Origin of the sequence: Neisseria sp., assembly GCF_030527965.1 — a bacterium.
Classification (GTDB): Bacteria; Pseudomonadota; Gammaproteobacteria; order Burkholderiales; family Neisseriaceae; genus Neisseria.
In genome coordinates, this window is the sequence record NZ_JAUMZU010000001.1 from 130,421 (window position 1) to 154,640 (window position 24,220).

General features: G+C 49.0%; 20 protein-coding genes and 3 tRNA genes. 15 read left to right on the plus strand and 8 right to left on the minus strand.

Annotated elements, in window-relative coordinates; translation table 11 throughout:
- Positions 1–26: 26 nt before the first annotated feature.
- Positions 27–467: a type IV pilin protein gene (locus tag Q4A84_RS00625; RefSeq protein ID WP_303086992.1), complete on the plus strand. Its 441-nt coding sequence runs from the start codon at positions 27–29 to the stop codon at positions 465–467.
- Positions 468–596: 129 nt separating this feature from the next.
- Here the strand turns inward: Q4A84_RS00625 and rfbD are convergent, their stop codons facing one another.
- Entirely contained in the window at positions 597–1,469 is an 873-nt protein-coding gene (rfbD, locus tag Q4A84_RS00630) for a dTDP-4-dehydrorhamnose reductase (RefSeq protein ID WP_303086993.1), read from the minus strand.
- Positions 1,470–1,652: 183 nt separating this feature from the next.
- Here rfbD and Q4A84_RS00635 point away from each other — a divergent pair, with 183 nt between their 5' ends.
- From Q4A84_RS00635 to Q4A84_RS00655, 5 genes are all read left to right on the plus strand, one after another.
- On the plus strand, positions 1,653–1,994 hold the full coding sequence (locus tag Q4A84_RS00635; protein WP_303086994.1) for a YnfA family protein: 342 nt from the start codon (positions 1,653–1,655) through the stop codon (positions 1,992–1,994).
- A gap of 182 nt (positions 1,995–2,176) precedes the next feature.
- Positions 2,177–3,493 carry a DUF445 domain-containing protein gene (locus Q4A84_RS00640; protein ID WP_303086995.1) on the plus strand — a complete coding sequence of 439 codons (1,317 nt, stop codon included), beginning with the start codon at positions 2,177–2,179 and terminating at the stop codon, positions 3,491–3,493.
- A 214-nt stretch (positions 3,494–3,707) separates the two neighbouring features.
- Positions 3,708–4,544, plus strand: coding sequence for a sulfate ABC transporter permease subunit CysT (gene cysT, locus Q4A84_RS00645; RefSeq protein WP_303086996.1), 837 nt, complete (start codon positions 3,708–3,710; stop codon positions 4,542–4,544).
- Positions 4,544–5,401, plus strand: coding sequence for a sulfate ABC transporter permease subunit CysW (cysW, locus tag Q4A84_RS00650; protein WP_303086997.1), 858 nt, complete (start codon positions 4,544–4,546; stop codon positions 5,399–5,401). Before cysT ends, cysW begins: the two co-directional genes overlap by 1 nt.
- Before the next feature lie 46 nt (positions 5,402–5,447).
- Positions 5,448–6,530: a sulfate/molybdate ABC transporter ATP-binding protein gene (locus tag Q4A84_RS00655; RefSeq protein WP_303086998.1), complete on the plus strand. Its 1,083-nt coding sequence runs from the start codon at positions 5,448–5,450 to the stop codon at positions 6,528–6,530.
- Between the two features lie 155 nt (positions 6,531–6,685).
- On the opposite strand, the gene Q4A84_RS00660 is transcribed toward Q4A84_RS00655, so the two are convergent.
- The 3 genes from Q4A84_RS00660 to rnr all read right to left on the minus strand — a co-directional run bounded on the left by Q4A84_RS00660 (position 6,686) and on the right by rnr (position 12,150).
- Positions 6,686–8,383: an AMP-binding protein gene (locus Q4A84_RS00660; protein ID WP_303086999.1), complete on the minus strand. Its 1,698-nt coding sequence runs from the start codon at positions 8,381–8,383 to the stop codon at positions 6,686–6,688.
- A gap of 131 nt (positions 8,384–8,514) precedes the next feature.
- Positions 8,515–9,618 (minus strand): tRNA 2-thiouridine(34) synthase MnmA, encoded by a 1,104-nt coding sequence (mnmA, locus tag Q4A84_RS00665; protein WP_303087000.1) that lies wholly within the window; start codon positions 9,616–9,618, stop codon positions 8,515–8,517.
- A 120-nt stretch (positions 9,619–9,738) separates the two neighbouring features.
- Positions 9,739–12,150, minus strand: coding sequence for a ribonuclease R (gene rnr / locus Q4A84_RS00670; RefSeq protein ID WP_303087001.1), 2,412 nt, complete (start codon positions 12,148–12,150; stop codon positions 9,739–9,741).
- A gap of 86 nt (positions 12,151–12,236) precedes the next feature.
- On the opposite strand from rnr, the gene Q4A84_RS00675 reads away from it, so the two are divergent.
- The 3 genes from Q4A84_RS00675 to Q4A84_RS00685 all read left to right on the plus strand — a co-directional run bounded on the left by Q4A84_RS00675 (position 12,237) and on the right by Q4A84_RS00685 (position 12,630).
- Positions 12,237–12,323, plus strand: a tRNA-Leu gene (locus Q4A84_RS00675).
- A 27-nt stretch (positions 12,324–12,350) separates the two neighbouring features.
- Positions 12,351–12,437: transfer RNA gene (locus Q4A84_RS00680), tRNA-Leu, on the plus strand.
- Between the two features lie 102 nt (positions 12,438–12,539).
- Positions 12,540–12,630: transfer RNA gene (locus Q4A84_RS00685), tRNA-Ser, on the plus strand.
- A 140-nt stretch (positions 12,631–12,770) separates the two neighbouring features.
- Here the strand turns inward: Q4A84_RS00685 and Q4A84_RS00690 are convergent.
- The gene (locus Q4A84_RS00690) at positions 12,771–13,442 is read right to left on the minus strand and encodes an alpha/beta hydrolase (protein ID WP_303087002.1); all 672 of its coding nucleotides are present in this window, start codon (positions 13,440–13,442) and stop codon (positions 12,771–12,773) included.
- A gap of 64 nt (positions 13,443–13,506) precedes the next feature.
- On the opposite strand from Q4A84_RS00690, the gene Q4A84_RS00695 reads away from it, so the two are divergent.
- Positions 13,507–13,842 carry a MerR family transcriptional regulator gene (locus tag Q4A84_RS00695; RefSeq protein WP_303087003.1) on the plus strand — a complete coding sequence of 112 codons (336 nt, stop codon included), beginning with the start codon at positions 13,507–13,509 and terminating at the stop codon, positions 13,840–13,842.
- A gap of 3 nt (positions 13,843–13,845) precedes the next feature.
- On the opposite strand, the gene glnD is transcribed toward Q4A84_RS00695, so the two are convergent.
- A complete protein-coding gene (gene glnD / locus Q4A84_RS00700) occupies positions 13,846–16,404 on the minus strand; it encodes a [protein-PII] uridylyltransferase (RefSeq protein ID WP_303087004.1) in 2,559 nt (852 codons plus the stop codon).
- Positions 16,405–16,565: 161 nt separating this feature from the next.
- Between glnD and Q4A84_RS00705 the strand changes: the two genes are divergently transcribed.
- On the plus strand, positions 16,566–17,885 hold the full coding sequence (locus Q4A84_RS00705; protein ID WP_303087005.1) for an MFS transporter: 1,320 nt from the start codon (positions 16,566–16,568) through the stop codon (positions 17,883–17,885).
- Positions 17,886–17,965: 80 nt separating this feature from the next.
- Here the strand turns inward: Q4A84_RS00705 and metF are convergent, their stop codons facing one another.
- Positions 17,966–18,799 carry a methylenetetrahydrofolate reductase [NAD(P)H] gene (gene metF / locus Q4A84_RS00710; RefSeq protein WP_303087006.1) on the minus strand — a complete coding sequence of 278 codons (834 nt, stop codon included), beginning with the start codon at positions 18,797–18,799 and terminating at the stop codon, positions 17,966–17,968.
- Positions 18,800–18,932: 133 nt separating this feature from the next.
- A complete protein-coding gene (gene hemA, locus Q4A84_RS00715) occupies positions 18,933–20,189 on the minus strand; it encodes a glutamyl-tRNA reductase (RefSeq protein WP_303087007.1) in 1,257 nt (418 codons plus the stop codon).
- Positions 20,190–20,481: 292 nt separating this feature from the next.
- On the opposite strand from hemA, the gene Q4A84_RS00720 reads away from it, so the two are divergent.
- From Q4A84_RS00720 to Q4A84_RS00735, 4 genes are all read left to right on the plus strand, one after another.
- The gene (locus Q4A84_RS00720; protein ID WP_303087008.1) at positions 20,482–20,934 is read left to right on the plus strand and encodes a hypothetical protein; all 453 of its coding nucleotides are present in this window, start codon (positions 20,482–20,484) and stop codon (positions 20,932–20,934) included.
- Positions 20,935–20,969: 35 nt separating this feature from the next.
- Positions 20,970–21,602 (plus strand): pyridoxamine 5'-phosphate oxidase, encoded by a 633-nt coding sequence (pdxH, locus tag Q4A84_RS00725; RefSeq protein ID WP_303087009.1) that lies wholly within the window; start codon positions 20,970–20,972, stop codon positions 21,600–21,602.
- A gap of 110 nt (positions 21,603–21,712) precedes the next feature.
- Positions 21,713–22,372 (plus strand): uracil-DNA glycosylase, encoded by a 660-nt coding sequence (ung, locus tag Q4A84_RS00730; protein WP_303087010.1) that lies wholly within the window; start codon positions 21,713–21,715, stop codon positions 22,370–22,372.
- Positions 22,373–22,464: 92 nt separating this feature from the next.
- Positions 22,465–24,156, plus strand: a complete 1,692-nt coding sequence (locus Q4A84_RS00735) for a glutamine--tRNA ligase/YqeY domain fusion protein (protein WP_303087011.1) — start codon at positions 22,465–22,467, stop codon at positions 24,154–24,156.
- The last annotated feature ends 64 nt before the right edge of the window (positions 24,157–24,220 follow it).

The following is a 24,220-nucleotide window of genomic DNA, read 5'->3' on the forward strand; positions in this document are numbered from 1 at the left end:
AGCTATAGGATTAAAAGAATATGAATATGAAAACAAAATCCCGTGGCTTTACCTTGATAGAGGTGCTTATTGCCGTTGCGATCTTGGGAATATTAGTTACTATTGCGTTACCTTCGTATACACGCTATGTCGAACGAGGGAACGTTACGAACGCAAAAGCTGCTTTAATTCAAATTCAGCATTATGTTAAGCAACAAACTATTACTCAGCCTACATTAAGTAAGGATTCTACTAAAATTGCAGAATGGGTAACGACTGCTCAAAAAAGTGTGGATAAAACTGTAAGCGATAAGTACGACATATCATATGATAATGTGAATAACTATATTATTGCAGTTCCCAAAGCTACCACTGGATATACTTTTGCCGCTCGAGTTGATAACTATGCCAACGCTGTTTTCTGTAAAAATGCAGAAGCTGCAAAAAGTAAAGATGGGAACTGCAAGCCAAATTTAAGCGATTTATAGTAGTTCGGATTCTTGAGAGGAAGTTGGCAAAACTTTAAAGCCTGTCTGAATTTTCAGACAGGCTTTCTGTATTTAATTTGTTTTGAATTCAATGGAAAAGCAAGCTATTTTCATAGCTTTTATATTGAATTACATGCTTTCTGATAATAAAGCCAGTACGATTTTATTCAAAGCGGCTTGCCAATCCGATACTTTCAAACCGTAAGATTTGATTTTATCGCAGCTCATCACGCTGTAAGGCGGGCGGGCGGCGGGAGTGGGGTATTCGCTGGTAGCGATGCCGTTGGTCGTGGGGGAACGAAAATCGTGTCCGCTTTGTGCAGCGGTTTGAAAGATAGCACGGGCGAAATCGCACCAGCTAACGGATTTGTCGCCACAATAATGGTAAAGACCGATCGGAAAGTTAGGCAGCTTTAAGGCATCGATGATGGCTTGTGCCAAATCGCCGGCATAAGTAGGGTTGCCGATTTGATCGTCGACAACGTTGAGTGTGTCGCGGTCTTTGGCCAGACGAAGCATAGTTTTGACGAAATTGTTACCGTATTCCGAGAATACCCATGCGGTTCGGATAACCATGCTGTTGGGATTGGCGGCCAGGGCCAGTAATTCGCCGGCGAGTTTTGATTTACCGTAAACGCCGGTGGGTTCGGGGGCATCGGTTTCCATGTATGGAGTTTTGGCATGGCCTGCAAAAACATAGTCGGTTGACACATGTACGAATTTAGCGCCTACAGCTTGGGCGGCCGCAGCCAGATTGTGGGTGCCGATTGCGTTGATTTGAAAGGCTTTGTCATGTTCGCTTTCGGCTTTGTCTACTGCGGTATAGGCGGCGGCGTTCACAACGGCATCAGGTTGAAAGTTTTTTACCATATTCATGACGCCTGCTGCATCGGTGATGTTTAAGGTTTGCGAATCGGTAGCGATTAATTCCCAGTTTTCCGGCAGCCTGTCTTTAAAACAGCGGCCCAGTTGTCCTTGTGCGCCGGTTAATAGAATTCTCATTGTGGTATCCTTTATGTATTGATTTATGTTTGGGCGATGATGCAGGCTTGGTAAGCAAGCCTAAATGGGTCAATCATACCTTAACTGTTTGGTTTTGTGTTCAATAAGCGGATAAAATCATACTTTTTATTGACAATGTGAAAAAGCGGTTCGGGCTGATAATGCCTGTCTGAAAGGATGATGATGGCGGTTGTGAAGATGCTGGCACTTTTCTGCATAACGGCGTTAATGGAAATTTTAGGCTGCTGGCTGCCTTATTATTGGTTGAGAAAGCAAGGCTCTGTTTGGCTGTTGCTGCCGGCTGTTTTGTGTTTGGCCGCGTTTTCTTGGCTGTTAACGCTTCATCCTGAAGCAAGCGGGCGAGTTTATGCGGCTTACGGCGGGGTATATGTGAGCGTGGCGCTGATCTGGCTTTGGCTTGTTGATGGCATTCGGCCGCAGTGGAGCGATTGGCTGGGCGTATTGCTTTGCTTATGTGGCATGTTGGTAATTATGCTTGGCTCAATCAAACAGAATTTGAATTAATGGCTGCTTATTTTTTAATCATTGTTTGAATTGCGATTCGTTTCAAATGGTAAGACAACTTATCCACATGCTTTGCACATGGCTGCCAACATTTATTGTGTGCTGAATAATGCTTGTCTGAACACTTATATCTGCTGTATTTATCATAACAAAATGGCTGTAAATTACACCAAGGAACCATTATGCAAACTTTATCTGCCCAAGTGCGCGCTGAAAGCGCCCGGGAGCGTTTGCGCCGAAGCAGGATACTGGCTACCGGATTGCTGTTGGCAGCCTGTATATTATTCGTTGCTTCGGTTTTATACATGGAGCGTTTTCCCGTTTTAGCTTATCTGAAGGCTTTTTCTGAAGCGGCTATGGTGGGGGCGTTGGCCGATTGGTTTGCCGTTACGGCGTTGTTTCGACAGCCTCTCGGATTGCCGATTCCGCACACGGCGATTCTGCCGCGCAATCAGCATCGTATAGCGGAGGAGCTGGGGCGCTTTATCGAACATAATTTCCTACAGGGCAAACCGATTGCGCTGCGGGTTTATCAGGCTGAGCCGAGTGAAAAGCTGTTGAATTGGCTGAATCTGAACCGCAGCCAATGGTTGCCACAGCTGGCTGCTCAACTCCCAGCTTTGCTGAAAACCGCCAAACCGGAACAAGTGGCGCGTTTCGGCAGCCAAATGTTGGCGCAGCAATACAATGGAGACAAAATCGGCAAAACGCTGGCGGATATTCTGGCTGTGTTCAAACGGCAAGGCTTGGATGATCTGTTGTTGTGTGCTTTGATAAAACAAATACGCCGCTGGCTGAAGCACCCTGAAACGCGCGCTTTGCTTGAGCAAAGCCTGAACGAATGGGCCGTAAAAATCGAGCACGAAGCACCGAGCGCGTGGGAGAAAATCAAAGCTTCGTTAAAAGGCAGTTTGTTGGAACGGGTTGACGGATGGGTATCGGAAAAGGCGCTTGATTGGGCCGACGGATATTTGGCCGCGGCGCTTGCCGACCCGCAGCACAGGTTGCGCCGTTCGGCTGCCGCACAGATCGACCGAATCGGCCGCGCTTTGGCTTATTCGCGCTTATGGCATAAGCGTCTGGAAGCGGGCAAACAAGAATTGGCTGCTTCTCCTGCGTTGCAGGAAGCCTTGGCCAGTTTGTGGCTGGGCTTGCAGCAATGGGCGCAAGAAGATGTGGAGCAGGCAGATTCTGTGGTGCGATTACAGCTGGAAAAATTGCTCGACCATATGCTGCGGCAGGCGGAAGAGTATCCTCAGTTTATGCGGCGGGCCAATGTGCGCATTTCTCTGATGGTGCGCGATTTTGTGCAACGCTACAAAGATCGTGCGGCGGCTTTTGTGGCCGATAAGGTAAAAAGCTGGAATAGCGACCAAATGGTGGAAAAACTGGAGCTGAGCGTGGGTAGGGATTTGCAATTTATCCGTATTAACGGCACGTTGGTCGGCGGTTTGGTGGGTTTGCTGATTTATTGCATATCGGAATGGCTGCTGAAATGAGGCAGCGGATTAACAAGCGAATGCCTGTCTGAAACTTTCAGACAGGCTTTTGTTTTGCCGGCACGGCTAATATAACCAATCCGTATTTAGATACAATTTAATATTCTTTCTCAAGCGACAGGCTTCTATTTAAGATGCGCCTCATCAGATTGGAATGGTGCCTGTTTGTCTTCGGTTTTCAGACAGGCATTCGAATTTTTAAGGTGAATAACTTATGCTGTTGCTGAAAACGCAAACCGTGCTGCCCGGTTTCAAGCTGACGCTGGGGCTGAGCGTGCTGACGCTCTCGCTTCTCGTGCTGCTGCCGTTTGCCATGCTGGCGCAAACCGTATCCGACATGGGGTGGGGCGGTTTTGCGCAAACCATCTCCGAACCGCGGACTTTGGCGGCGGTATGGTTGACCTTGAAAACGTCTTTTTTCGCCATGCTGGCCAATGTGATTTTCGGCACCTTGGTGGCTTGGGTTTTGGTGCGATATTCGTTTTGGGGCAAGGGATTGGTTAATGCTCTGGTTGATTTGCCTTTTGCTCTGCCTACAGCGGTAACCGGCGTCGCCTTAGCCACGCTTTACGCGCCTAACGGCTGGCTTGGCCGTTGGTTTGCACCTTTAGGTATTAAAATCGCTTTTACGCCATTGGGTATTTGGGTGGCTTTGGTGGTGGTCAGTTTGCCTTTTATCGTGCGGGCGGTGCAGCCGGTTTTGGAAGAATTATCCCCTGAATATGAAGAAGCGGCGGCTACATTGGGCGCCAACCGTTTGACCGTATTGTGCCGCGTATTATTGCCGGAAATTATGCCTGCTTTGGTTACTGGCGCGGGCATGGCATTTGCTCGTGCCACGGGGGAGTACGGCTCGGTTATTTTTATTGCCGGCAACATTCCGCTGGAATCGGAAATTTTGCCGCTGATTATCGCGGGCAAATTCGAAATGTTCGATATTCAGGGTGCTTCGGCCGTAGCGCTGTTTATGCTGATGATTTCATTTGCCATTTTGTTTATGCTGAACTTGTGGCAGTGGCACCTTAACCGCCGCATAAAAAGGAGAAGCTGATGAGTTCCGCCAAAACGAATCCTTTGCTAACCGAATCTAGATGGGTGCGTTGCCTGTTGATTACGCTGGCATTGGGCTTTTTATTGCTGATGCTGGTTATTCCTTTGGTATCCGTGTTCTGGCATGCGCTGAACAAAGGTTTGGCATTGTATGCCGAAGCCTTGGTTAATCCGGATGCGCTTTCCGCCATCAAGCTGACATTGTTGATCGCCGCTATTGTCGTGCCGTTGAATGCCGTGTTGGGTATCGCCATCGCTTGGCTGCTGACCCGTTTTGATTTCCGCGGCAAACAGCTTTTTACCACGTTGCTCGACCTTCCTTTTTCCGTATCGCCGGTGGTGGCGGGGCTGATGTTTGTTTTGCTGTTCGGCACCAACAGTCTGATGGGCGGCTGGCTCGAAGCACACGGCATTCAGATTATTTTTGCTTTGCCGGGTATGGTGCTCGCCACCTTATTTGTTACTTTTCCGTTTGTTGCCCGCGAATTGATTCCTCTGATGCAGGCGCAGGGCGACAGTGAAGAGCAGGCGGCGCTGATTCTAGGCGCCAGCGGTTGGCAGATGTTTCGCCGGATTACGCTGCCCAATATCAAATGGGCGCTGCTATACGGCATTATTTTGACCAATGCCCGGTCAATGGGCGAGTTCGGCGCCGTGAGCATGGTATCCGGCCATATACGCGGCGAAACCAACACTTTGCCTTTGCAGGTGGAAATTCTATACAACGAATATAACTTTACCGCGGCTTTCGCGCTTTCAAGCCTGCTGGCGGTGCTGGCATTGATGACCTTATTGCTGCAAAACCTTCTGACATGGTGGCAGCGCAAACAATTGGCGGCAGCCAAACGCCCAGATTGATATGGTTAAAATGCCTGTCTGAAAAAAGAAACTACCGGAAAAAACCATGACCATCCGTATTGAAAATCTTAATAAGCATTTTGGCAATTTTCATGCCTTGCAAAACATCAATCTCACGGTGCCTACGGGCAGCCTGACCGCTTTGCTCGGCCCTTCCGGCTGTGGCAAAACCACGTTGCTGCGCATTATTGCCGGCTTGGAACATGCCGATAGCGGCGCGATTTTTTTTGATGATGAAAACGTTACCGCCAAACATGTGCGCGAGCGCAAAGTGGGCTTTATGTTTCAGCATTACGCCTTGTTTCGGCATATGAATGTGTTTGACAATATCGCTTTCGGCTTGCAGATTTTACCACGTCGCGAGCGCCCGTCTAAAGCCGAGATTGAAGAAAAAGTTTTAACACTGCTCAAACTGGTGCAGCTCGAACAGCTTGCCAAAGCCTACCCTGATCAGCTCTCGGGTGGACAGCGGCAGCGTATCGCTTTGGCACGCGCATTGGCAACCGAGCCGAAATTGTTGCTTTTAGACGAACCTTTCGGTGCGTTGGATGCGAAGGTGCGCAAGGAATTACGACATTGGCTGCGCCAGATTCATCACGAGCTGGGCATTACCAGCATTCTGGTTACCCACGATCAGGAAGAAGCGTTGGAAATGGCAGATGAAATCGTAGTTATGAATCATGGCGTGATAGAGCAGGTCGGCAGTGGCGATAATCTTTACCATACGCCCGCTAATGTATTTGTTACCGAGTTTCTCGGCGAAGTAAACGCGTTTGACGATGCCCGCATCGAGCAAAATCATCTCTATATCGGCGGCTATCAGGAGCCTTTGTCGGGGCCGAGCAACGAGCGACAAAACGTAACCGCTTATGTGCGCCCTCATGAATTGGCCGTTTTTACCCGCCCTAAGGAAAACAGCATTGGCGAAGCAGAAATCGAAGCCATTCAAACCACCGGCCCGATGGTAAGGCTAACTTTACGGCAAGCCGACAGCCGCAAAACCTTACAAGCGCTGATGCCGCAATCACAATATCGCGCCGAACCGCTGGAGGTTTCTCAAACCGTATGGCTTTATCCGCAAGCGCGTACGGTATTCAAGCTGCCGCAAATGGTGGAATATGTGATTTAGCTGCTTGGTCTTGAAAAAAGCCTGTCTGAAAATGTTTTCAGACAGGCTTTGTTTTTGCTGGAAAGAGTTGAATGGATGCTCGGGCTAATATCGCCACGCGAAACGCAGAATAGTTTGAAAGCGGATTTTAAGGCCATACTTGAGTTCCCACTCCTTTAAACTTTATCGCCGTGTTGCTTTTCTTTGGCTTCCACTTCATCGCGTAACACGCGGCGCAAGATTTTTCCGACATTCGATTTTGGCAATTCTTCGCGGAATTCAATATCGCGCGGCACCTTATAGGCGGTAAGCTGAGTGCGGCAATAGGCGATTAAGTCTTCCTTCGTTAGCGAGTCGTCTTTCCTGACTACGAAAAGCTTGAGCGCTTCGCCGGTCTTTTCACTGTTCACGCCGATGCAGGCGGCTTCGCTGGCTTTCGGGTGACCAACCACCACGTCTTCCACTTCATTCGGGTAAACATTAAAGCCCGATACCACAATCAAATCTTTTTTGCGGTCAACCAATTTGAAGCGCCCTTCGTTATCCATCACGGCAATATCACCGGTTTCCAGAAAGCCACGCGCGTCGAGCACTTTGGCGGTTTCTTCCGGCCTATTCCAATAACCTTTCATCACTTGCGGCCCGCGTACCCACAATTCGCCCGCTTCGCCTTGTGCAACTTCGCTGCCATCGGCATTGCGCAATTCAATCTCTGTACTCGGTAAAGGAAAGCCGATGGTGCCGGTATATTCTTGGATGTTTAAAGGGTTGCAACACACGCCCGGGCTGGTTTCGGTCAGGCCGTAGGCATCGACGATGGCTTGGCCGGTAAGCGCTTTCCAGCGTTCGGCCACTGCTTTTTGCGTTGCCATGCCGCCGCCTAAGCATAAGTGCCACGTACTGAAATCCACCTCTTTCAATTCGGGTTTGTTTAAGAGGCCGTTATAAAGCGTATTGACGCCGATAAAAACGGAAACACGTTCTTTTTTAAGGGTTTTTATCATGCCTGTCAAATCGCGCGGATTGGCAATCAAAATGTTTTTCGAGCCGGCCTGGGTGAAAATCATCAGATTAACGGTAAAGGAAAAAATATGATAAAGCGGCAAAACGGTAACCACCGTTTCCTTACCGGCTTGCAGCTTGGGCTTAATCCACTCGGCTGCCTGCATCATGTTGGCACAAATATTGCCGTGCGTGAGCATTGCACCTTTGGCCACGCCGGTGGTGCCGCCGGTGTATTGCAATAAGGCTAAATCTTCGCGATTAAGCTCGACCGGTTGCAACGTATGCCGGCTGCCTTGTTGCAATGCCTGCTTGAAAGAAACGGTATTCGCAATATGGAAGGGCGGCACGATTTTTTTGATTTTGCGCGCGATGAAGTTGGCCACGGCGCCTTTGACTGTGCCCAGCATATCGCCAATGCTGGTAAGCATTACATGCTTGATATCTGTATGCGGCAAAACTTCGGCTAGCGTGTGGGCGAAATTTTCCAGCACGACGATGGTATTCGCGCCACTGTCGTTTAGCTGATGCGCCAATTCGCGAGGCGTGTACAACGGGTTAACATTAACCACGACCATACCCGCTTTGAGCGCTCCAAAAATAGCAACGGGATATTGCAACACATTCGGCATCATTACGGCAATCCGTTCGCCGCGCGGCAATTTCAAAACATTTTGCAGATACGAAGCGAATTGTTTTACCCGTTCCGACATTTCTCCGTAGCTGATGCCGCTGCCGAAACTAGTAAAAGCAATCTGGTCGCGAAATTTTTCAACGCTTTGTTCGAATACATCGAGAATGGATTGATAGCGCTGAACGTCGATTTCAGCGTCGATGCCGGGTTCGTAGTTTTTGAGCCAGATTTTTTCCATTTGTTATCCTTATTGGTGTCGTCTCATAATGCGGCTTCATCCATGAGGCTCGAGAAACCGGAAAGATTCGTTTTTTGTGGTTTAAATACAGAAAATGCCTGTCTGAACCTTTCAGACAGGCATTTTGATGCTTACGTTACGATAACCGGTTTATCCGTCGCAACAATAATCCCGCCGCCCAAACATATTTCGCCATCATACAATACGGCAGATTGTCCGGGGGTAACCGCCCATTGCGGTTCGTCAAACTGTAATTCGGCCGAGCCGTTGTCAAGATAATTCAACGTGCACGGTGCGTCGGTCATACGGTAACGGGTTTTGCAGGTATAACGGCCGGCTTGCGGGCGCTCGGGCAGGGTGAAGCTCAAATCGTTCATGATCAGGCTGCGGGTGTAGAGCAGGGGATGATCGTGGCCTTGCACAACCAATAGCTCATTTTTCGTTAGATCTTTGCCGACCACAAACCAAGGCTCGCCCGCGCCACCGATGCCCAAGCCTTTGCGCTGGCCTATGGTATAAAACATCAGCCCGAGATGTTCGCCCACGATTTTTCCTTCGGGCGTGACCATGTTGCCATTGTTGGTAGGCAGATATTTCTGCAAAAAATCACGAAACGGGCGTTCGCCGATAAAGCAAATGCCGGTGCTGTCTTTTTTTGCCGCGGTCGGCAATTCTGCCGCTGTGGCCAAGCGGCGGACTTCCGGTTTTTCCAAATGACCGAGCGGAAAAATAGATCGCTCGAGTTGATGCGGTTGCAGTCGATAAAGGAAATAGCTTTGGTCTTTGTTGGCATCAAGGCCTTTGAGCAGATAATGAATGTTATCGCGTACTTCTTTACGCGCGTAATGGCCGGTGGCGATAACATCGGCACCTTGTTCCATTGCATAATCCAGAAAGCATTTGAACTTGATTTCAGCGTTACAGAGCACATCGGGATTCGGTGTGCGGCCTGCTTGGTATTCCGTTAAAAAATAAGCGAATACTTTGTCTTTATATTGCGAAGCAAAGTTCACAATGTCGATATCAATGCCGAGAATATCGGCTACGGCAATCGCGTCAAATGAATCTTGCTTGATGCTGCAATATTCGTCGTTATCATCATCTTCCCAGTTTTGCATAAATACCCCGCGCACCCGATGGCCTTGCTGCTTGAGCAAGGCTGCAGTCACGGAAGAATCCACGCCGCCCGAAAGGCCGACGATAATATTTTGCGGGTGGTTGGAAAGGGTATTCATTTGAGAAATCAGAATAATACGGATAGAAAGGGCGGCATTCTAACATATTTTAAAACGGGCATCCGCAGGGTTTTTTTGACAATGCCTGTCTGAAAGTCTGTTTCAGACAGGCATTTCGCCCTATTTTTTGCCATTGCTTTTTTTTCGTTTGGCGCCCGACGGTTTGGCCGTTTTAGATTTGGTTTTGCTCGCTACCAGTGCGATTTTTCCATTCACCATTTTTAGCGAATTGGTGGTTTTTGCGGAACGTGCGGACGTTTTCGCTTTCGAAGTCTGAGCTTGCTTTTCTGTATTAACGGTTTTGCCGGCCGCTCTTTTCGGTTTTTCCGATGTTTTCGGCGCTGTTTGTTTACGGCGTTTTTTACCTTGAACGCCGCCCGCAATCAAAGTCAGGTCGATTTTGCTGGTATCCAAATCGGCACGTGCCACTTTAACGACAACTTTATCGCCCATCGAAAAACGCAAACCGCTGCGTTCGCCTTCGATGGCCATGATTTCAGGACGGTAATTGAAATAATCTTCGCCCAAATCGCTGATGTGTACCAAACCTTCAATATGGATATTATCCAGCGTAACAAATATGCCGAAATTGGTTATTCCGGAAATTTTGCCTTCAAACACTTCGCCGACTTTATCCTGCATATAATATGTTTTCAGCCAGTTTTCCACATCTCGGCTGGCCTCGTCTGCACGCCGTTCAGCAAAGGAAGTATGCACGCCGGCCGCTTCCCATGATTTGGGTTGATATCCCTCTTTTTGCAAAACCGCTTTAATGGCGCGGTGCACCATCAAATCGGGATAACGGCGGATGGGTGAGGTAAAGTGGGCATAATGCTCGTAGGCAAGGCCGAAGTGGCCTTCATTATGCGATTCGTATACTGCCTGCTGCATAGAACGCAGCAGCATAACTTGCAATAATTCCCGGTCGGGCCTGTCTGAAAACTGTTCGGCCAATTTTGCATAGTCGATGGGAGAAGGTTTTTCGCCTCCGCCTAGGCTTAACCCGAGCAAGCCGAGCTGCTCGCGCAGAGCGGTCAGTTTTTCCGGCGTAGGGCCCGAATGGTTGCGAAATAAAGCGGGATGTTTGTTTTCCAACAGAAAATCGGCCGCACAAACATTGGCCGCCAGCATACATTCTTCAATCAGTTTATGCGCATCATTACGGATAACGGGAACAATACGCTTGATTTTACCGTTATCGTCAAACAGCATTTGCGTTTCGGTGCTTTCAAACTCCACCGCGCCGCGCTGGCGGCGTTTTTTTTGCAGAATGCCGAAAAGCTTATATAGCGTGTCCAACTCTTTCTTATGAGGGTTGTCTTCACCGCTTTCCAACCATTGCCAGACTTGGTTGTAAGTCAGGCGGGCGTGCGACCGCATGACCGCAGGGTAAAAGGTGTAGGATTTAACATTGCCCATATAAGAAATCTGCATATCGCACACCATACACAGACGTTCGACATCAGGATTCAACGAACAGATACCGTTGGATAAATTTTCCGGCAGCATTGGAATCACACGGCGCGGGAAATAAACGCTGGTGCTCCGTTCGTAGGCATCTTTATCCAGTGCATCATCGGGGCGAACATAATGGCTTACATCGGCAATCGCCACCACCAACCGATAATTGCGGCCTTGTTTCTCCGCATACACGGCATCATCGAAATCACGCGCCGTTTCACCGTCGATGGTAACTAGCGGCAAGTCGCGTAAATCCACACGGTTTTTCAAATCTTTCTTTAAAACAGCCGTCGGAATCTTAGCTGCTGCTTTCAGACAGGCATCACTGAATTGGTGCGGCAAATGGTGTTTGCGCACGGCAATTTCGATTTCCATGCCGCTATCGGCATAGTCGCCCAACACTTCGATTAATTTTGCAACCGCCGGATGATGCCCTTCGGGATAGCTTTCGATTTTTGCCATCACCACCTGGCCGTCGGCCGGTTTAAGCGAAGCCACAGATTCCGGCTCCAGCAAAATAGGTTGGCTTAAACGTTTGTCTTCCGGCTCCAGCACGGCAACACCGCGTTCCAAATAAAAACGGCCGACCACGTCAATATTGGCTCGCTCCAAAATTTCCAGCACTTGGCCTTCGCGCCGCCCGCGCCTATCCACGCTACCCGGACGCACCATCACAATATCACCGTGCATCAAGCCGCGCATTTGGCGCTCATACAAAACAAAATCATTTTGCCCGCCGCTCAATGGCACGGCAAAGCCGAAACCGTCTTTATGCGCATCCACCCGGCATTTCACCAATGCCAGCTTATCCGCCGCACATACTGCACCGCGACGGTTGATCAATACTTGCCCGTCGCGCGCCATCGCTCTGATTCTGCGCTCGAAAAACTCATATTCTTCGGGCTGAATAGAAAGTTTTTCAGCCAAGTCATTAATTTTTAAGGGTACGCCTTCTTTATCAAGTAAATCGATAATCCATTCGCGGCTGGGTAAAGGGTGCTCGTAACGCTGTTTCTCGCGCTCCAGATAAGGGTCTTTTTCTCTTAGATTAAGTTTAACTTTTTTCTTCATTTTCTGATTGACATTTTTTTGTAAGGTTTTATAATGGCGAACTTCATTTTGGAAGCACTTTAACGTAAATTACAGATTAAAGCAAAGCCCAGATGGCGGAATTGGTAGACGCGCTAGCTTCAGGTGCTAGTGTCCTCACGGGCGTGGAAGTTCGAGTCTTCTTCTGGGCACCATTCGATTTCTTTAATTTGTAGCGTTATGCCCAGATGGCGGAATTGGTAGACGCGCTAGCTTCAGGTGCTAGTATCCTCACGGGTGTGGAAGTTCGAGTCTTCTTCTGGGCACCATAGATATAAACCCGGCTTATGAAACTGAAGTTGGGTTTTATCGCTTTCAGACAGGCATTCTTGCTAGGATGCTTTAAAGGCAGTATAATTTATTTCCCTCACAGAGAGGTGGATGAGTGGTTGAAGTCGCACGCCTGGAAAGCGTGTATACGTTTATAGCGTATCGAGGGTTCGAATCCCTTCCTCTCTGCCAGAATTCTTAAAGTAAGCAATTTAAAACGCTCCGCAATCATAATGATGCGGAGCGTTTTGTTTAATGACAACTCAACTAACTGGATTACGTATCCTATCTCAATATCAATCAAATGGGTTTTCATCATGCCGGTCTGAAACTTAAAGCATGGTTTTCAATGCCTGCCATGCTTGCGGCAACTCGGTAAAACCATTTTCAGCCAGAAAATGCCCGCCTTTCGGTATCCTGATAATGGCACTGCCAAGCTGCTTGGCCAGCTTGAGGCTTTCAGATGGCTCTACGATTGGATCGTCGGTGCTGATGATGCTGTAGATTTTGGGGCTCATAACACGAATGGCTGCAAAATCAATATGAGCATGCTCTACATAAGCATCAATATCGTAGCCGTTTATCATAGGAAGGGCTGGCAGTTTGGCGCCAAATCCCGCCACTAATATTAAGCCGCCGATGCGTGCAGGGTGAGTAGCTGAAAGATAATGTAACAGACTGATGGTGCCGAGGCTGTGGGCAATAAAAATATCATTTTCCTGCGGTTGACCTATATGCTCGGTCAAAACTGCTTGCCAGTGGTTGAAGTCCGGATTATGGCTATCGGGTAGTGCGATATTGTCTACCATTAAGCCTTCAGCTGCCAATCGAGCCGCTAGCCATGGAAACCAATGATCGTTCGGGGAGGCGCTGAAGCCATGAATGATATATGCTTTTTTAACGCTTGGTTTGGTTTTGTTTGCCGCATAAGCGGATGAAACGGCATGGGTGCCAACGGCAAGCATAGCCGTGGTTAGTAAGCAAAATTGCCGGCGATTCATCATCTTATTCCTCGGTGTCGTTTATAATGCGATAAGCTTAAAATATGACATAGTGTGAGGGTCAACCATGAAAATCAGTGAGGTTGCTAAAAAGTGTGAAACCAGCGTTCGGATGATTCGCTTTTATGAAACTTTAAATTTGATCCAACCTGTGCGCAACAACAGCGGCTACCGCGTTTATACCGAAAATGATGTCGAAATTATCAGAAAAATCATTCTGCTCAATCGAACAGGATTGCCATTGAAAGACATTGCGCTGATGCGCGATTGCATAAATGATGAACCGCAGGATTTTTGTAACGATTTACGGGCCAAATTAATGGCGAAGCAAAGCGATATAGACCGTCAGATTGCCTGTCTGAAAGCGTCGAAAGCCTTACTTGACGATTTATTGGCCCGTTGAGGGTTAAACATTCAATTGTTCGAACAGCAAACGTTTCAGCTCCAATTGTTGCTTAGGATTGGCCAAAGATGGGCTGTATAACGAAAAACTGTCTTCCACGCGCTCGTCCAGCGTATTGATTTTGGCGTAACGCAGGCTGATGTCGAGTGCAGCGAAGGCCTCCGTAATATTGGCCAAGAGGTAAGGACGGTTGGCCGTAACGATTTCCAATATAAACCAGCCGGGATAATCTTCTTCTTCGGTAAGCTGGATGGTCGGGGCGATGGGTTGATGACGGACGCGGCGGCTGCTGATGCCGCAGGTTTCGTCTCCTTCATCAAATTTTCCTTGGAGAAAATCGTTGAGCTCTGCTCCAAGTGCGCTTTGAATGAGGGGATAGTCTTCCGCCGTATAAATGGCGGGAAACTGCACCACAAAAGTATCCAAAATGTAATTGGTTTCGGTAATGAAGGCTCGTGCGGCGACAATATCCAGCCCTTGGTGGCTGAAGATGCGACATAAGCGGGTAAACAAACGAGGCGCATTGGGCATGTAGATCATCACTTGCAACGTTCCGCCTTCGTTTAATTGGCGGACGGCAATTTTTGATTCTTCCAGATGGTCGATTAATAAAGGCAGATGCCATAGGATTTCTTGCTCTTCATGGCGAACAAAATAAGCCGCGCCTAATGCCTGCCATAAACGACGCTGTTGTTTGGCATCAAATCCCTGTTGCGTAAGGGCTTCGGCCGCACTATTCTGACGATGACCGGTAATGGCGCTGCGGTTGTTTTCGCCTCCGGCAAGATGCCGGGAAGCGGCGTGAAACAGGCTTTCAAGAAGCCCGGCTTTCCAAGAGTTCCAGATTTTCGGATTGGTTCCCCTTATATCGGCTACGGTCAATAAATAAAGTGCGGTCAGCCGCTCCTGCGTTTGTACGCGTGCGCAAAAGCGCGAGATTACATCGGTATCGTAGATATCTTCTTTTTGAGCAACCATTGACATCAGCAGATGGTCTTCCACCAGCCAAGCCAGAAAATCATTTTCTTCTTGATTAAGAAAATGATCGGCCGCGAATTTACGGGCATCGGCAATGCCTTCCGTAGCATGATCTCCGCCTCTCCCTTTCGCAATATCGTGAAACATAGCCGCCAGATACAGAATGTATTTTTTCTCAAAGGAATGCATCAGGCTCGAAGCGAAGGGCAGTTCGTGCACGTGCGTATCCATGGCAAGACGACGCATATTGCGCAATACCATCAAGATATGGTCGTCCACCGGATAAATATGAAATAAATCATGCTGCAACAGGCCGGTAATTTTTTTCCAAGCGGGAAGGTATTGACCGAGTACGCCATATAGGTTGAGTAAGCGCATGGTATGGGTTAAGCCGTTGCCGGCCTTGAAAAAACCGACAAACCGTTCTCGGTTGACCGGATTTTTATAAAACTTTTTATTGATTCTCCGGGTAGCAGCCCACCAAGCACGCAGGGTTTGCGGAGCTATGGTTTTGATGTCGTTGCGCTTTTGTATGATTTCAATGATTTTGAAAATATGGGTAGGGCTTTTGTGGAAGATATTTTTATCTTTCACAGCAATCTGGTTGCCGATTTGATAATAATCATGGTCTATTTGGTGTACATGCCGCGGTAATAGCGAATAAACCCGACCGCGCAGCATGGGGATGATAATGCCGTTGAGCTGCTTAACGGTTTTGGTGGCTCGGTACAGCATATGCATCAGTTTTTCGCTTTTAATCCGCTTCTCATCATCTTGCAAGCCCATATTGGCAGCAACTTTACTTTGCAAATCGAACACCAAACGGTCTTCTTCCCGGCCTGCAGCAAGATGCAAATCAATGCGGATTCGTGCGAGCTGCTTATGGCTGTTGGTTAGCAGGCCGGCCTCTACGCGGGTTAAAACGCGGTTGTGCACCAAGGAATAGGCGGAAGTGGAAAGCCCTTGCGCTTTGCCCAGCCACATCATGGTATGGATGTCGCGCAAGCCGCCCGGACAGGTTTTGATATTGGGTTCGAGCAAAGCGCCGGAACCTTGCTGCTTGTCATGCCGCTGTTTCATTTCGACGAGCTTCTCTTCTATGAACAAAGCGGTTTTGCGCTCCAGACTTAATCTTTGCAGTATGGCGTTACCGATAATGTGGCTGCCGCAGATGAAGCGTGCTTCGAGAAAGGCGGTTTCGCCGGTTAAATCTTGGGCGATGCTGAGGCATAATTCTTCGATGCTACCGATTTTCACGGCGGGGGTAAGCTGCATGTCCCACAAGGTTTGCACGAACAGGGCGGCCGCTTCTTGTTGCGCCTCGGTAAGCGGCTCGGCGCAGACAAGAGCCAAGTCCAAATCGGAGTGGGGATACATTTCCCGCCGGCCAAAGCCGCCGACGGCCAAAAGGCACATCGGCATGCCGATAAACATTTCCTGCCACAACGCAGCCAGCATGTTATCCAATGCCTGCGTGTATTGCTCGAAAAACAATTGAGGCTGCCGTTTAGCCAGATAAATATCAACAGCTTGTTGTTTTTTTAAGGAGAGTTCTCGTTCTGCGGCTTGTTTAAAATTCTGCATGACAGGTTCCTGCAATAGTTTTCAGACAGGCATTAATGCTTGCGGTTTGGTTTGATGCGGCGATTATGCTCTTGATAACATGGGTTTACAATAGACGGATTTTTGTAAATTCGTTATAGTGCGCAACTGTTTCTTCCATATTTGTTAGGCAAAGAGTCAAAATGAGCGATTCACAATTAAGAAATAACCCTTATAAGGTGGCGATAGCCTCGATGATAGGCACCGCCATCGAATTTTATGATTATTATATTTATGCGGCAGCGGCGGTGCTGGTGTTTAACACGCAGTTTTTCGATAAAAGCGATCCTACCGTGGCGATTTTGCTTTCTCTTTCCACTTTGGCACTCGCTTTTTTTGCCCGTCCGATCGGCTCGGTTATCTTCGGCCATTTCGGCGATAAAATCGGCCGCAAGAAAACGCTGGTGGCTTCCTTGTTAACTATGGGGCTTTCTACCGTTCTCATCGGCCTTTTGCCAACTTATGAAAGCATCGGTTTATGGGCACCTTTGCTTTTATGCCTGTGCCGTATCGGGCAGGGTTTGGGCTTGGGCGGCGAATGGGGCGGAGCGGCTTTAGTGGCTACGGAAAATGCGCCGGAAGGCAAGCGCGCATGGTTCGGTACGTTTCCGCAATTGGGCGCCCCCATCGGTTTGTTTCTGGCTAACGGCGTGTTTTTCGTGATTAGCTCGCAAATCGGTCATGACGCATTGGTGGAATGGGGCTGGCGCATACCGTTTATCCTTTCGTTGGCTCTGGTGGCAGTGGGCTTGTGGATGCGGCTATCGTTGCATGAAAGCCATGTATACCGTGAGGCGGAAGCGGAAGGTAAAACGGTGAAAGCGCCGGTGAAAGCCGTTATCCGTGATTATTGGCGGCCGATTGTGCAGGGTACGTTCATCATGGTGGCGACTTATGTGCTGTTTTATATCATGACAGCGTTTGTGCAGGTTTATTCGAAAGGTAGCACCAATCTTTCTCCTGCGGGCCATCCGATGGGCTTGGGCATTCCGGCGAACACCTTTACCGGTTTCTTGCTGGTCGGCGCCGTTATTTTCGGAATTTTTACCAGCATTTCCGGTGTACTGGCCGATAGAATCGGACGCCGCCGCTTTTTAATCGGCACCACCTCCGCCATTATTTTGTTCGGCTTGAGCATGCATGCTTTTCTGTATCAGGGTTCGCCGGCCAACGTGATGGGCTTTCTTGCCGTCGGGTTTATCTTGATGGGCTTTACTTTCGGGCCGATGGCGGCTTTGTTGCCGGAATTGTTTCCCACGCATGTCCGTTATTCCGGTGCGTCGCTGGCTTACAATCTTTCCGCTATCGTTGGCGCTTCTCTGGCTACCATGCTCGCTATTGAATTGAATCTGCGATACGGTTTATACGGCGTAGGTATTTACTTGGCAATAAACGGTATTTTGACTTTGATTGCGCTCTTCAGCACCAAAGAAACCAAAGATATCGATTTAACAGAAGAGTGATATTTCATTCATAAACACAATGTCTGTCTGAATATGTTTTCAGACAGGCATTATTTTGTTTGAACTCAGAATGCAATAGCTTAATAACCTAAGCGCTGGCAAATCGTAGACACCAAACCGGCTTGGTTCAAAGTATAAAAATGGAGGCCGGGAGCGCCTTCGCGCAATAAACGGCCGCACATTTCCGTTACTACGTCGAGCGCAAGGGCTTTGATGGAGGCGGTGTCATCGGCATAAGACTGCAACCGCAAACGCAGCCAACGCGGGATTTCCGCTCCGCAAGTATCGGAAAAACGGGTCAGCTTGGAAAAGCTGGCAATCGGCATGATGCCGGGAATAATCGGAATATCTACGCCGCGGCCTTGTACGTCGTCGACAAAGCGAAAATAAGCGTCGGCATTATAAAAATATTGCGTGATGGCGGAATCGGCACCAGCATTGGCTTTGCGCACGAAATTGTTCAAGTCGTCTTCCGCGCTGCGCGCTTGCGGGTGGTATTCGGGATAAGCCGCTACTTCAACGTGGAAATGGTTGCTAAATTCGTTTTTAATCAATGAAACCAATTCGTTGGCATAAAACATGCCGTCCGTGCCGGCACCCATGCCGGAGGGAATATCGCCTCGAAGTGCCACAATATGGCGAACGCCGATGTTTTTGTATTCATTAAGCAAGGCTACTACTTCTTGCGGCTGCATGCCGATGCAGGGTAGGTGCGGTGCGGCCGCGGTGCCTTCGCTGATGATGTCTTTGATGGTTTGCATGGTGCCTTCGCGAGTGGAACCGCCGGCACCGGAGGTGCAGGAAAAAAAATCCGGCGAATATTGGCTGAGCTGCTTGCGGGTAAAGACTTGTTTGGCACGGCCTTCCGGCGTGCGGGTCGGGAAAAATTCAAAACTCAATTTGGGGAGGTTCATGGGGCAGCTTCCGTAAAATCTTTGTTGTTTTGTAACGAGTTGGGTTGCGAATGCCTGTCTGAAAGACAAACAGGCATCGGTTAAACTTTCAGACAGGCATTAAGTATAAAGATATAAAGAATGGTTGAAACCTTCAATCATCGCGCTGTTGCAGATGATAAATCTGCGCCACTGCATCTAATAAATCGTTATTATGGCCGCCTGCTTTGGAGAGGGTTTGGGTAGGAGAGTGCAGCAGTTTGTTGGTTAGCTGCACCGACAATCTTTCCAATACTTCTTCCGGCGATGCGCCCTTGGCAAGCTGTTTCATCGCGTTTTCCAATACATGACGCCGTGCCCGCTCACCTTCGTCGCGCAAGGCGCGAATAAGAGGCACATTCTGCCGGCTACGCTGCCAATCAATAAATTCGACTACTTTCTGCTCTACCATCGATTCCGCTTCTTCAGCGGCTTTCTGCCGCGATTCTTTGCCGCTTTCAATGATGCCGGTCATGTCGTCGACGGTGTAGAGGTAAATATCGTCCAGCTCGCTGACCTGAGCTTCAATATCGCGCGGCACGGCCAAATCCAGCATGAAGACGGGCATATGCTGCCGCTGCTTCAGCGCGGTTTCCACCATGCCTTTGCCGATTATGGGCAACTGACTGGCCGTGGAAGAAACCACCACATCATAATCTGACAGCACAGCAGGCAAATCGCTCAAGAGACAAGGATCGGCATTGACCCCGAGTTTATCGCACAATTCCTGCGCACGAGGCAATGTGCGGTTGGCAACCGTAATCAGATTCGGCTGTTTGGCGGCAAAATAAGTCGCCACCAATTCAATCATCTCGCCTGCGCCGACAAACAATACGTTTAAATCGCTTACAGAGGGAAAAATCTGCTCTGCCATCTTGACCGAAGCGGCCGCCATCGAAACCGAGCTTTCGCCTACAGCAGTAGAGGAACGAATGTCTTTCGCTACGGAAAAGGTTTTCTGAAACAAAGCGTTTAATGCCGTGCCAACCGTTTCTTCTTCCTGCGCCACCCGAACAGCGTCTTTAAGCTGGCCGAGGATTTGCGGCTCGCCCAAAACCATGCTGTCCAAACCGCAGGCAACCCGAAAAGCATGGCGAACGGCATCTCCGGTACAAAAAGCATATAAATAAGGGCGGATTTCTTCGATTTTGAGGCTTTGATAATCGGCCAACCACTGCATCACTGCTTCCGTATCGCCGACACAATACAATTCGGTTCGATTGCAGGTGGAAAGGATAACGGCTTCTTTTGCCGCTTGGCTTTGAACCAGCGCAGACACTGCTTTCGGCAACAATTCAGCCGCAAACGCAAGTTTTTCACGTATGCTTAGCGGGGCTGTTTGGTGATTTAGGCCGACGGCAGTCAGTTGCATGATGTTATTTTGAACGGGTAGTGTGTTTGGATGGGTGTGGGCGCTTTTGCAGGCGCGTTATTGTATCAAAAAATCGCTTCTTCAGTATGCTTGTTTAGGCTATCGGGCAGATTTAGCGGCAGAGTGTTGTGCGTTTGGAGATTTTTTATCTGCATCAGAATTATGAAACGAAGCCGTGTGCGGGCTTTTTAAACGGTGCAATTTTGCCCGCCTGCCTGATAAATCAGCCTGCCCAAATTTTTTATGATATAAATATAAAAAATTTTATTACACCGTCTTTAGGATAATGAATATGGGCAGATATACCCCCATTGTTTTAGCGCTATTGGTTGGGTGTGTGTTCGGTTTTATCGGCACCCAAATGCTTTTTTCCGCTTCTTCCGCCCAAGAGCCGCTGTTTGATGCGCCCGATGCCCCCAAGGTGAATTTCAAAATCTGGCATAATGGCAACTGGCAATTCAAACTTTCGGGCGACAATCCGGAAACTTCAGCCGAAATCGCTGTGTTGGAAAATAAAGTGCTGCCGTTTAAAATCATGACCAGCGGCTCCACCGAACCGAAATTCTTCCAAGTGGATGTGAGCAGCGTGCCGCATCAGCCTTTCAGCACGGTTACGTTGGTGGGCAATGAAAAAGAAGGGTTTATCAAAGAGGTGGAGCTTTGGTCGGATCACAAAATCTACCATATGAAGCGTAGCGAAGTAGGCGGTGCTTGGAGATTAGATGAAACCAATCTGAAAAAATAAACGGGCAGGAAAGCCTGTCTGAAAAAGGAGACGTCATGGATTTACATCATATAAGAGAAGACTATAGCAAGCGGGAATTATCTGAAAAAGAATGCGACACCAGCCCGATTGTGCAGTTTGAAAAATGGTTGGGCGAAGCGATGTCTGCGGCGGTTCACGAGCCGACTGCAGTCAACGTGGCCACCGTTAGGGAAGATGGCCGGCCGAGCAACAGGGTTGTTTTGCTAAAAGAAGTGAACCCGCAAGGTTTTGTATTTTTTACCAATTATCTAAGCCAAAAAGGGCGTGCAATCGCAGCGCACCCATTTGCCGCATTGACTTTTTTCTGGCCGGAACTGGAGCGGCAGGTAAGAGTGGAAGGACGTGTGGAAAAGCTGGCGGACAAAGATTCCGACGACTATTTCAATTCCCGCCCGTATACCAGCCGAATCGGCGCGTGGGCTAGCGAGCAAAGCAGCGTATTAGAAAGCAAGGCGATGCTGGTTGCCAAGGCGGCGGCGGTCGGCGCGCGGCATCCGCTGCATGTGCCGCGGCCACCGCATTGGGGCGGCTATCTGGTTATTCCCGATTCGGTTGAATTCTGGCAAGGCCGTCCGAGCCGTTTGCACGACCGTATTCGCTACCGCTTGGTAGACGGTGCATGGATTAAGGAGCGCTTGTCGCCTTAATCAAACAGATGCCTGTCTGAAAACCAGTTTTCAGACAGGCATTGTGCTATGTTTCTGTACTATTTTTATCGTTTCCGTTTTCGCCTAACAATTTTGAAAGCCGCAAGTTTATGCAAACATGGAAAGACGCCATAGGCGCCGAAAAAGAGCAGCCTTATTTCCAGAAAATTTTGAACACAGTCAAAGCCGAGCGCGCTACCGGACAAATTATTTATCCGCCCGCTGCCGATGTGTTCAATGCATTTAAAGCAACCGAATTCAAGCAAGTGAAAGTGGTGATTTTGGGGCAAGACCCTTATCACGGGGCAGGGCAGGCGCACGGTTTGGCTTTTTCCGTGAGGTCTGAAATACCAGTACCGCCTTCATTGATTAATATCTATAAAGAGCTGGCCGACGATATCGAAGGCTTCCGCATACCACAACACGGCTATCTGCAACACTGGGCGGAGCAGGGCGTGTTATTGCTGAATACCGTGCTGACCGTACGCGCCGGCCAAGCGCATTCTCATGCGACGCTAGGCTGGGAACGCTTTACCGATTGCGTTGTCAACCGGCTGAACGAACAACGTGAACATCTGGTATTTATGCTTTGGGGCAGCCATGCGCAGAAAAAAGGCAGTTTTATCGACCGCCATCGCCATTTGGTGCTGACAGCGCCGCATCCTTCGCCCCTTTCCGCCCATCGCGGTTTTTTCGGTTGTCGCCATTTCTCACAGGCCAACACCTATCTCCAAGCACACGGCCTTTCGCCCATTGATTGGCAGATTTAAGGTACAATAAGCAGCTTTCCATACAGATTGTTTTTTCAGACAGGCTTTATTCCTCACATGCCTGTCTGAAAAGAGAAAAAGGCCATAAACGAATGCTGAATAAAGACCAATTCGCCGATAACCATTTTATCCGAACCATCATCGAAGAAGACCTCAAAAACGGCAAACACACCGCCATCCATACCCGTTTCCCTCCCGAACCCAACGGCTACCTGCATATCGGTCATGCCAAATCGATTTGTTTGAATTTCGGCCTTGCCTATGTTTACGACGGCTCGTGCAACCTGCGTTTCGACGACACCAATCCCGAAAAAGAAAATCAAGAATATGTTGATTCCATTAAAGCCGACGTCGAATGGCTTGGCTTTCATTGGGCAGGCGAGCCGCATTACGCATCCGATTATTTCGACCGGCTGTTCGATTATGCCGTCGGCCTGATAAAAGACGGCAAAGCCTACGTTGACGATTTAACGCCCGAAGAAATGCGCGAATACCGCGGTACGTTAACCGAGCCGGGTAAAAACAGCCCTTATCGCGAACGCAGCCCGGAAGAGAATCTTGACTTGTTCATGCGCATGAAAAACGGCGAGTTTCCGGACGGCAGTAAAACTTTGCGCCTAAAAATCGATATGACTTCCGGCAACGTAAACATGCGCGATCCGGTGATTTACCGCATCCGCCGCGCCCATCATCACAATACCGGCGACAAATGGTGCATCTACCCGATGTACGACTACACCCATGCCATTTCCGATGCCATTGAAGGCATCACCCATTCGCTGTGCACCTTGGAATTCGAAGCGCACCGCCCGTTGTATGACTGGGTGCTCGACAACATTCCCGCGCCGCACCCAACTCGCCCGCGGCAGTACGAATTTTCACGGTTGGAGCTGCTTTATTCGATAACATCCAAGCGTAAATTGAACCAGTTGGTTACCGAAGGCCGCGTCAGCGGTTGGAACGATCCGCGCATGCCTACCATCTCGGGCATGCGCCGTCGGGGTTACACGCCCGAAGGTTTACGCTTGTTCGCCAAGCGTGTCGGCATTTCCAAATCGGAAAACGTCGTTGACATGAGCGTATTGGAAGGCGCCATCCGCGAAGAATTGGAAAACTCAGCCCCTCGCTTGATGGCCGTATTAAACCCGCTGAAAGTAACCTTAACCAATTTTGAAGCGGGTAAAACCCAAAGCCGCCGTGCGCCTTATCATCCGAATCATGAAGAGATGGGCGAACGGGAAATTCCTATCAGCCAAACCATTTATATCGAGGCCGATGATTTTGCCGAAGTGCCGCCCAAAGGCTGGAAGCGTTTAACGCCCGGCGGAGAAGTACGCCTGCGTCACGGCTATGTGGTGAAATGCGACGAAGTGGTTAAAAACGCAGAAGGGCATATCATCGAGCTGAAATGTTCGATAGACCATGATACGCTGGGTAAAAATCCGGAAGGCCGAAAAGTGAAAGGCGTCATCCACTGGGTGTCGGCAGAACATGCGGTGCCGGCAACCGTACGCTTGTACGACCGCCTGTTTACCGAAGCACGCCCCGATGCCGTACGCGGGGCAGACGGCGAATATCTGCCTTTTACCGACTTTCTCAACCCGAATTCAATAACCGAAGTAACCGCCTACATTGAACCGGCCGCAAGCGCATTACCTCCGGAAAGCCGCTGGCAGTTTGAGCGTTTGGGCTATTTTGTAACCGATCGTTACGACCACACGCCAAACAAACCGGTATTCAACCGCACGGTGGCCCTGAAAGATACTTGGCAGAAAGAAAGCTGAATAAATCGTTTGCTAATATAAAAAAGCCTGTCTGAAAATTTCAGACAGGCTTTTATTTCACAAA

What these genes read in the sequence shown, in the direction of transcription:
- Q4A84_RS00625 (WP_303086992.1), top strand. Translation starts at nt 27, where the DNA reads ATGAAAACAAAATCCCGTGGCTTTACCTTGATAGAGGTGCTTATTGCC.
- rfbD (WP_303086993.1), bottom strand. Translation starts at nt 1,469, where the DNA reads ATGAGAATTCTATTAACCGGCGCACAAGGACAACTGGGCCGCTGTTTT.
- Q4A84_RS00635 (WP_303086994.1), top strand. Translation starts at nt 1,653, where the DNA reads ATGGCGGTTGTGAAGATGCTGGCACTTTTCTGCATAACGGCGTTAATG.
- Q4A84_RS00640 (WP_303086995.1), top strand. Translation starts at nt 2,177, where the DNA reads ATGCAAACTTTATCTGCCCAAGTGCGCGCTGAAAGCGCCCGGGAGCGT.
- cysT (WP_303086996.1), top strand. Translation starts at nt 3,708, where the DNA reads ATGCTGTTGCTGAAAACGCAAACCGTGCTGCCCGGTTTCAAGCTGACG.
- cysW (WP_303086997.1), top strand. Translation starts at nt 4,544, where the DNA reads ATGAGTTCCGCCAAAACGAATCCTTTGCTAACCGAATCTAGATGGGTG.
- Q4A84_RS00655 (WP_303086998.1), top strand. Translation starts at nt 5,448, where the DNA reads ATGACCATCCGTATTGAAAATCTTAATAAGCATTTTGGCAATTTTCAT.
- Q4A84_RS00660 (WP_303086999.1), bottom strand. Translation starts at nt 8,383, where the DNA reads ATGGAAAAAATCTGGCTCAAAAACTACGAACCCGGCATCGACGCTGAA.
- mnmA (WP_303087000.1), bottom strand. Translation starts at nt 9,618, where the DNA reads ATGAATACCCTTTCCAACCACCCGCAAAATATTATCGTCGGCCTTTCG.
- rnr (WP_303087001.1), bottom strand. Translation starts at nt 12,150, where the DNA reads ATGAAGAAAAAAGTTAAACTTAATCTAAGAGAAAAAGACCCTTATCTG.
- Q4A84_RS00690 (WP_303087002.1), bottom strand. Translation starts at nt 13,442, where the DNA reads ATGATGAATCGCCGGCAATTTTGCTTACTAACCACGGCTATGCTTGCC.
- Q4A84_RS00695 (WP_303087003.1), top strand. Translation starts at nt 13,507, where the DNA reads ATGAAAATCAGTGAGGTTGCTAAAAAGTGTGAAACCAGCGTTCGGATG.
- glnD (WP_303087004.1), bottom strand. Translation starts at nt 16,404, where the DNA reads ATGCAGAATTTTAAACAAGCCGCAGAACGAGAACTCTCCTTAAAAAAA.
- Q4A84_RS00705 (WP_303087005.1), top strand. Translation starts at nt 16,566, where the DNA reads ATGAGCGATTCACAATTAAGAAATAACCCTTATAAGGTGGCGATAGCC.
- metF (WP_303087006.1), bottom strand. Translation starts at nt 18,799, where the DNA reads ATGAACCTCCCCAAATTGAGTTTTGAATTTTTCCCGACCCGCACGCCG.
- hemA (WP_303087007.1), bottom strand. Translation starts at nt 20,189, where the DNA reads ATGCAACTGACTGCCGTCGGCCTAAATCACCAAACAGCCCCGCTAAGC.
- Q4A84_RS00720 (WP_303087008.1), top strand. Translation starts at nt 20,482, where the DNA reads ATGGGCAGATATACCCCCATTGTTTTAGCGCTATTGGTTGGGTGTGTG.
- pdxH (WP_303087009.1), top strand. Translation starts at nt 20,970, where the DNA reads ATGGATTTACATCATATAAGAGAAGACTATAGCAAGCGGGAATTATCT.
- ung (WP_303087010.1), top strand. Translation starts at nt 21,713, where the DNA reads ATGCAAACATGGAAAGACGCCATAGGCGCCGAAAAAGAGCAGCCTTAT.
- Q4A84_RS00735 (WP_303087011.1), top strand. Translation starts at nt 22,465, where the DNA reads ATGCTGAATAAAGACCAATTCGCCGATAACCATTTTATCCGAACCATC.